Genomic DNA, 5,347 nt, shown 5'->3' on the forward strand with positions numbered 1-5,347 from the left:
GCGCACGCACCGGCCGCGCCGGGTGTCCGACGTCGACTGGAACGCCACGATCCGTCGGAACCTCGCCCACTACCTGCCCGAGCACAACACGGTCGTGCCGCAGACCCTGGTCGGGTACGGGCGGCGGAGCCGGGGCGTGCAGAAGGAGGTCGTGCTGGCGATCGACCAGAGCGGGTCGATGGCGGCCTCCGTGGTCTACGCGAGCGTGTTCGGCGCGGTGCTGGCGTCGATGAGCGCTCTGAAGACCTCGCTCGTGGTCTTCGACACCGCCGTGGTGGACCTGACCGAGCAGCTGACCGACCCGGTGGAGGTGCTGTTCGGGACGCAGCTGGGCGGCGGTACGCACATCAACAAGGCCATTGCCTACTGCCAGGAACTGATCACCAAACCGGACGACTCGGTGTTCGTGCTGATCAGCGACCTGTACGAGGGTGGCGTCCGGGCGGAGATGCTCAAGCGGGTGGCCGCGATGAAGGCCGCCGGGACGCAGGTCGTGGTACTGCTCGCCCTGTCCGACGAGGGCGCGCCCTTCTACGACCGGGAGAACGCGGCGGCGCTCGCGGAGATGGACGTGCCCGCGTTCGCGTGCACGCCGGACATGTTCCCGGAGCTGATGGCCGCCGCCATCCAGGGCCAGCCGCTCACCGCCTGGGTGGACAAGCACCAGGACGTCTGACGTGTGCGTGACGGGGCCGCGGGGGCGGCCCCGTCACGGAGGTCGCCTCCGAGACCGTCACGGGTCCGGCCGAGGTCGGCGCGTCACGGCTGTTCGTCGTCCGTCCGCTCGACGGGGGAGGGTCCTCTCCGAGTGCCCTCCTGACAGCCGACACCGGGTCGTTCGGTTGACCGGCGTCCTGGAAGTCCAGGTCGCCCATGAGAAGAACCCAGACCGGGCGCCACGCGGAGGGGAACTCCGGGATCACCGCCGCACCGAGTCCGGCAGTGGCCCGGCTGCTGGGGGGTCGCAGCCGGACCACGCGCGGGATCCGAGGCCGCCATCGGTGCGAACCGCCGTCCGCGTGCGCGCGGAACCGGAGTGCGGCGGCGGTCCGGCACGGGGCGGGAGACCCTCCCACCAGGCGTGTCGCCGGCGACGAGGCTCTTTTCGGATTCCGTTCCTCTCCTGGTCGGTGCGGGCCGACCGAAAGGCATTATGGCATTTTCGCCAGGAGTGTTCCATGGGGTTTCTCACGGGAACGGCGGCGATGCCCCGGCGCCGCGCACGAACGGGCGGAGAACGGTTCGTCCCGGTAGCGCGGTCCCGTGACGTTCCGCCCGATGGGACGCGCTGCCCGGGGTGACGGCCCCGCAAAACCGGTGGCACCGCCCGGGGCGGGCTCGCTACCCTTCCCCCGTGCCCGAGTCGAAGGATCCGGCCGCCTAGGGCGATTCCCCCATCGCGCGCCCTTCCGGCGGCCGAAGCCCACAGCGATCCCAGCCGTTTCCGCGTTCCACGCCGGTGCGGTCCTCAGTGCTGCCCGGCTCCGATCCCGACTCCTGGAGCACCTTCCTTGCCCGCTCGAAAACGCGACGCTCTCGTCCTCGTCGCCGTTCTCACGTCCATCTTCGTCCTTCCGCTGTCCATCACCGGCGCCTCCACCGCACTGCCCGCCATCCAGGCGGAGTTCGGCGGCGGGTTGGCCGGAACCCAGTGGGTCGTCAACGCCTACAACGCCTGCTTCGCCGCCTTCCTGGTGTCCGCGGGCTCCGTCGCCGACGCGATCGGCCGCCGGAGGGTCTACACCCTCGGTGTCGGCCTGTTCTGCGTCAGCGGCCTGTCCGTGCTGCTGGTCCAGGACATCGTCGCCCTCGTCGTCCTGCGCACCCTGGGCGGTGTCGGAGCGGCGGCGGTCGTCGCCGGAGGTGCCGCGATCCTCACGGCCGTGTTCGAGGGGCCCGCGCGCGCCCGCGCGTTCGGCCTCCTCGGCACGGTCGCCGGGGCGGGCACCGCCTTCGGCCCGGCCGCCGCGGGTCTGCTCATCGACACCCTCGACTGGCGCTCCGCGTTCGCCGCCCCCGCCGTGGTCGCCGGTGCGGTCCTGTTGCTCGTACCCCTGCTCCCCCCGGTCCGGGGGACCGGCCGCCGGGTCGACCTGCTCGGCGGCGCGCTGTTCACGGCGGCCCTGCTCACCCTGATCACCGCGCTGGTGGAGGGACCCGCGCGCGGGCCCGTCCTGACGGTGGGGGCCCTGGCGGTGTCGTTCCTGCTGTTCGCCGTGTTCGCCCTGGTCGAGCGCGGACGGCGGGACCCGCTCGTCGACGTCGCCGTTCTGGCCAACCGCCGGTTCGTGGCCTACGCACTGGCCGCCGCCACCTTCATGGTGGTGCTCGTCCCGCTGCTGGTGTACCTGCCCTCCTACCTCATCGCGGTGGTCGGTCTGGGGCCCGCCCAAGCGGGCCTGTGGCTGCTGATGCTCACGGTGCCCACGCTCGTCCTGCCCGCCGTCGGCGCCGAACTGGCCGCACGCCTTCCGCATACGGCGGTCGTGATCGGGGCGCTGGCACTGGTCGGGGCCGGGGCCTTCACGCTCACGACGCTGGGCCCGGACGCCACACCCCTGCGTCTCCTCGTGCCGTTCCTTCTGATCGGATCCGGGGTGGGCCTCACCAACGGCCTCATCGACGGCCTGGCGCTGGGTACGGTGCCCGCCGAGCGGGCGGGGACCGCGGCGGGCGTGTTCAACGCCTCCCGGCTCACCCTGGAGACGGTCTCCCTGGCTGGTGCGGGCGCCGTGCTGGCGGTCCTCACCGGCGGGAGCCTGTCGGGGGCGGCCTTCACCGACGCGTTCCACGTCGTGGGACTGGCCCTGGGTGGGTGCGTCGTCCTGGTCGTCGCGGTGGTCGCCGTGCTCGGCCGCGGGGTGTCGGAGGACGAGGGGAGTCCGGCCGCGGTCGACTAGGGCAGGTTTCTCGGAACGATCACTCGAGGGGTGCCCGAACCAGGTCCGAAGCGAAGCGGAGGACCCAAAAACACCGCCTGACCCGTGTTCGAGAAGCCGCCCGCGGCCCCGGCCAAGGGGTGCGGGCGGCTTCGCCGTACCGGACCGGTACGGCACCCCGGGCACCCGACCCTGACTTGAGCGATTCCCTCCCGTGGGGCGGACGGACGCTGCATCATGGATGCGGGAGGACCCGTGACGACACCGAACCACTGGCCCACCGGCACCTTCATGGCGAGGATCGCGGCCGACACCGCCGCCAGCCTGCTCGAACTGGCGCCACCGCGCCACCAACCCGCCAACCACGCCCTGATCCACCAGGGCGAACAGCGAGGACTGGTCCTGCTGCTGTGCGCACCCGGGACCGAGGACTTCGCGTGCGCGAAGGTCACCTCCGTGCTGCGCAACGGCACCGAGGCGATGCTCGGCCTCCGGGTCCACGGCGACCTGGTCGGGGAGATGGGCATGTTCCGCGACCAGGGAGCCAGCGCGACCGTGACCACGTGCACGCCCGTGGCCGTCCGCGCCTACACCCATGAACTCTTCCGGGACTTCCTCGAACACCACCCCGACGCCTCACGTGCGGTCGCGGCGATGATGGGGGATCGGCTGGAGTCGTCCGACCGGCAGCGCGCGGAGTTCGTCGGCTACGAGGTGGAGGCCCGGCTCGCCCGGGTCCTGGTGGATCTGGCCGCGCGGCACGGTTCGGTCACCTCCGACGGTGTCGATCTGGGTGTCCGGTTGTCCCAGACGGACCTGGGCAAGCTCATCGGAGCCCGGACCGACGCCGTCGGCAACGCCATGCGCAGGTTCCGTGCGGAGGGACTGCTGTTGTCGCGGTACCGGCGGGTCGTGATCGTGGACATGGACAAACTGAACGGCGTCTACGAGAACGCGTGAGTCGGTTCGTCCGTGCCCGCGGGATCAGCCGAGGACCTTCTCCGACAAGCCGCTCGCCACGATCACGGTGAGCATCACGGCCACCCAGGGGACGGCGCGTCGAATGTGCTCGTTCTTGGTCCGGGCGATTTCAGCGAGGAGTTCGGCCATCTGCCACGCCTCTTCGGCCGTCAACGGCTTTCTCGGACCGGGGCAGGGCGCACCCATCCCCAGCCACCCGTCCCTGTGGAAACGCAGGCGCGGACGCAGCGCCTGAGCGATGTGGTATCCCGACGCCAGAAAGGCGACCGTGCACGCGGCGACGGGTAGGACGACCGGAACGGGCCCCTCGCCGGTGATCCACGCACTGTTCACCGACGCGAGAGCGAACCCGACCTGCGCGACGCACAGAACGCCGATCTTCGTGTCCGCGTGCGCCACGTTGTTCTGAGAAAACGCCACCAACGCGAGTGCGGAGTCGATAGCGTCGTCCATGCGGGATCCCATCGTGTTCTCCATTCTTCGGCAACCACGTTCCCGCCTATCGCACTCCCCCCGGGCCCTTCGGATACAGGACTGATCCGCATTCCGTGGTGTGCTCCTCCTCACCGTGAACGGGTCGTCAGATTACCGACTGGTCAGGGATTCGTGCGCGCCTTCGAGGCCACACTGACAGCCAGCCGCGATTCCGCTGAGGAAGTAGTGAGGAAATGACCCAAACCCCCGAGTTCGGACGACGGCTCATCGTCACGGTCGACGCCAAGGGATACGGCAGCTCCGACGAGCCGAGCCAGCGTGAGATCCAGGAGGCCATCCCCGCCCTTCTCGACCGGTCCGCGGACCACAGCGGACTCCACAGGCAGGACTGGGACATCAGTTCCACCGGCGATGGTGAGATCGCGGTGCTGCCGATGACCACGGAGGAGCCCCGCCTCCTCGACGACTACGTGCGGGAGGTCTCCTACGGTCTTCGACGGCACAACCACAACCGCACCGAGACCGGACGCCTGAGGCTGCGCATGGCGATCCACCACGGGTCCGCCGTGTCCTCTCCCTCCGGTTACTACGGCAACGGGATCGTCACCGCCTCCCGAGTGCTCGACAGCGACGCCCTGCGCGGTGTCCTCAGCGACTCCGGAGCCGACCTCGTGGTGGCCGTGACCGCGCCCGTGTACCAGGACGTCGTGGCCCAGGGCCACGCGCGCCTGCGCCCCGAGGACTTCCGCCTCGTCTCGGTACGGAACAAGGAGTTCGACGAGCCGGTCTGGGTCCACGTCCCGGGAACCGGGAGCGGGACGACGGGCACCCGTACGCCCGGGACCTTCGCGGGGGACCCGGGCCAGGACCCGACCGGTCAGCCGGACGGGGAGAAGGCCGCGGCCCGGGACACCGCCCCCGAACCCGCGCAACGGGCGACCCCCGCCGTCAGGAACGAGTTCCACGGCTCCGTCGACGCGCCCAACGGTGTCTTCGGCGTGCGCTACTACTGAGTTTTTCGTTAGTTCTTCGGGTATGAGGGGTGGATCTCC

Annotated in this window: 5 protein-coding genes; 4 read left to right on the top strand and 1 reads right to left on the bottom strand. The window is 70.6% G+C overall.

Translation table 11 applies throughout. The annotated features are described in order from the left end of the window. The 3 genes from D471_RS0130015 to D471_RS0130025 form a co-directional block, all read left to right on the top strand. Nucleotides 1-676 (top strand): VWA domain-containing protein (locus D471_RS0130015; protein ID WP_017602034.1); only part of this gene is annotated, 676 nt, incomplete at its 5' end. An 835-nt stretch (nucleotides 677-1,511) separates the two neighbouring features. Beyond that, the gene (locus D471_RS36955; RefSeq protein ID WP_017602035.1) at nucleotides 1,512-2,900 is read left to right on the top strand and encodes an MFS transporter; all 1,389 of its coding nucleotides are present in this window, start codon (nucleotides 1,512-1,514) and stop codon (nucleotides 2,898-2,900) included. A gap of 216 nt (nucleotides 2,901-3,116) precedes the next feature. Beyond that, nucleotides 3,117-3,839, top strand: coding sequence for a Crp/Fnr family transcriptional regulator (locus tag D471_RS0130025; RefSeq protein WP_051059287.1), 723 nt, complete (start codon nucleotides 3,117-3,119; stop codon nucleotides 3,837-3,839). A gap of 24 nt (nucleotides 3,840-3,863) precedes the next feature. On the opposite strand, the gene D471_RS0130030 is transcribed toward D471_RS0130025, so the two are convergent. Further along, the gene (locus tag D471_RS0130030; protein WP_152486499.1) at nucleotides 3,864-4,313 is read right to left on the bottom strand and encodes a hypothetical protein; all 450 of its coding nucleotides are present in this window, start codon (nucleotides 4,311-4,313) and stop codon (nucleotides 3,864-3,866) included. Nucleotides 4,314-4,528: 215 nt separating this feature from the next. Between D471_RS0130030 and D471_RS0130035 the strand changes: the two genes are divergently transcribed. Next, a complete protein-coding gene (locus tag D471_RS0130035; RefSeq protein ID WP_017602038.1) occupies nucleotides 4,529-5,308 on the top strand; it encodes a hypothetical protein in 780 nt (259 codons plus the stop codon). The last annotated feature ends 39 nt before the right edge of the window (nucleotides 5,309-5,347 follow it).

The organism is Nocardiopsis lucentensis DSM 44048, from assembly GCF_000341125.1.
Taxonomy (GTDB): Bacteria; Actinomycetota; Actinomycetes; order Streptosporangiales; family Streptosporangiaceae; genus Nocardiopsis; species Nocardiopsis lucentensis.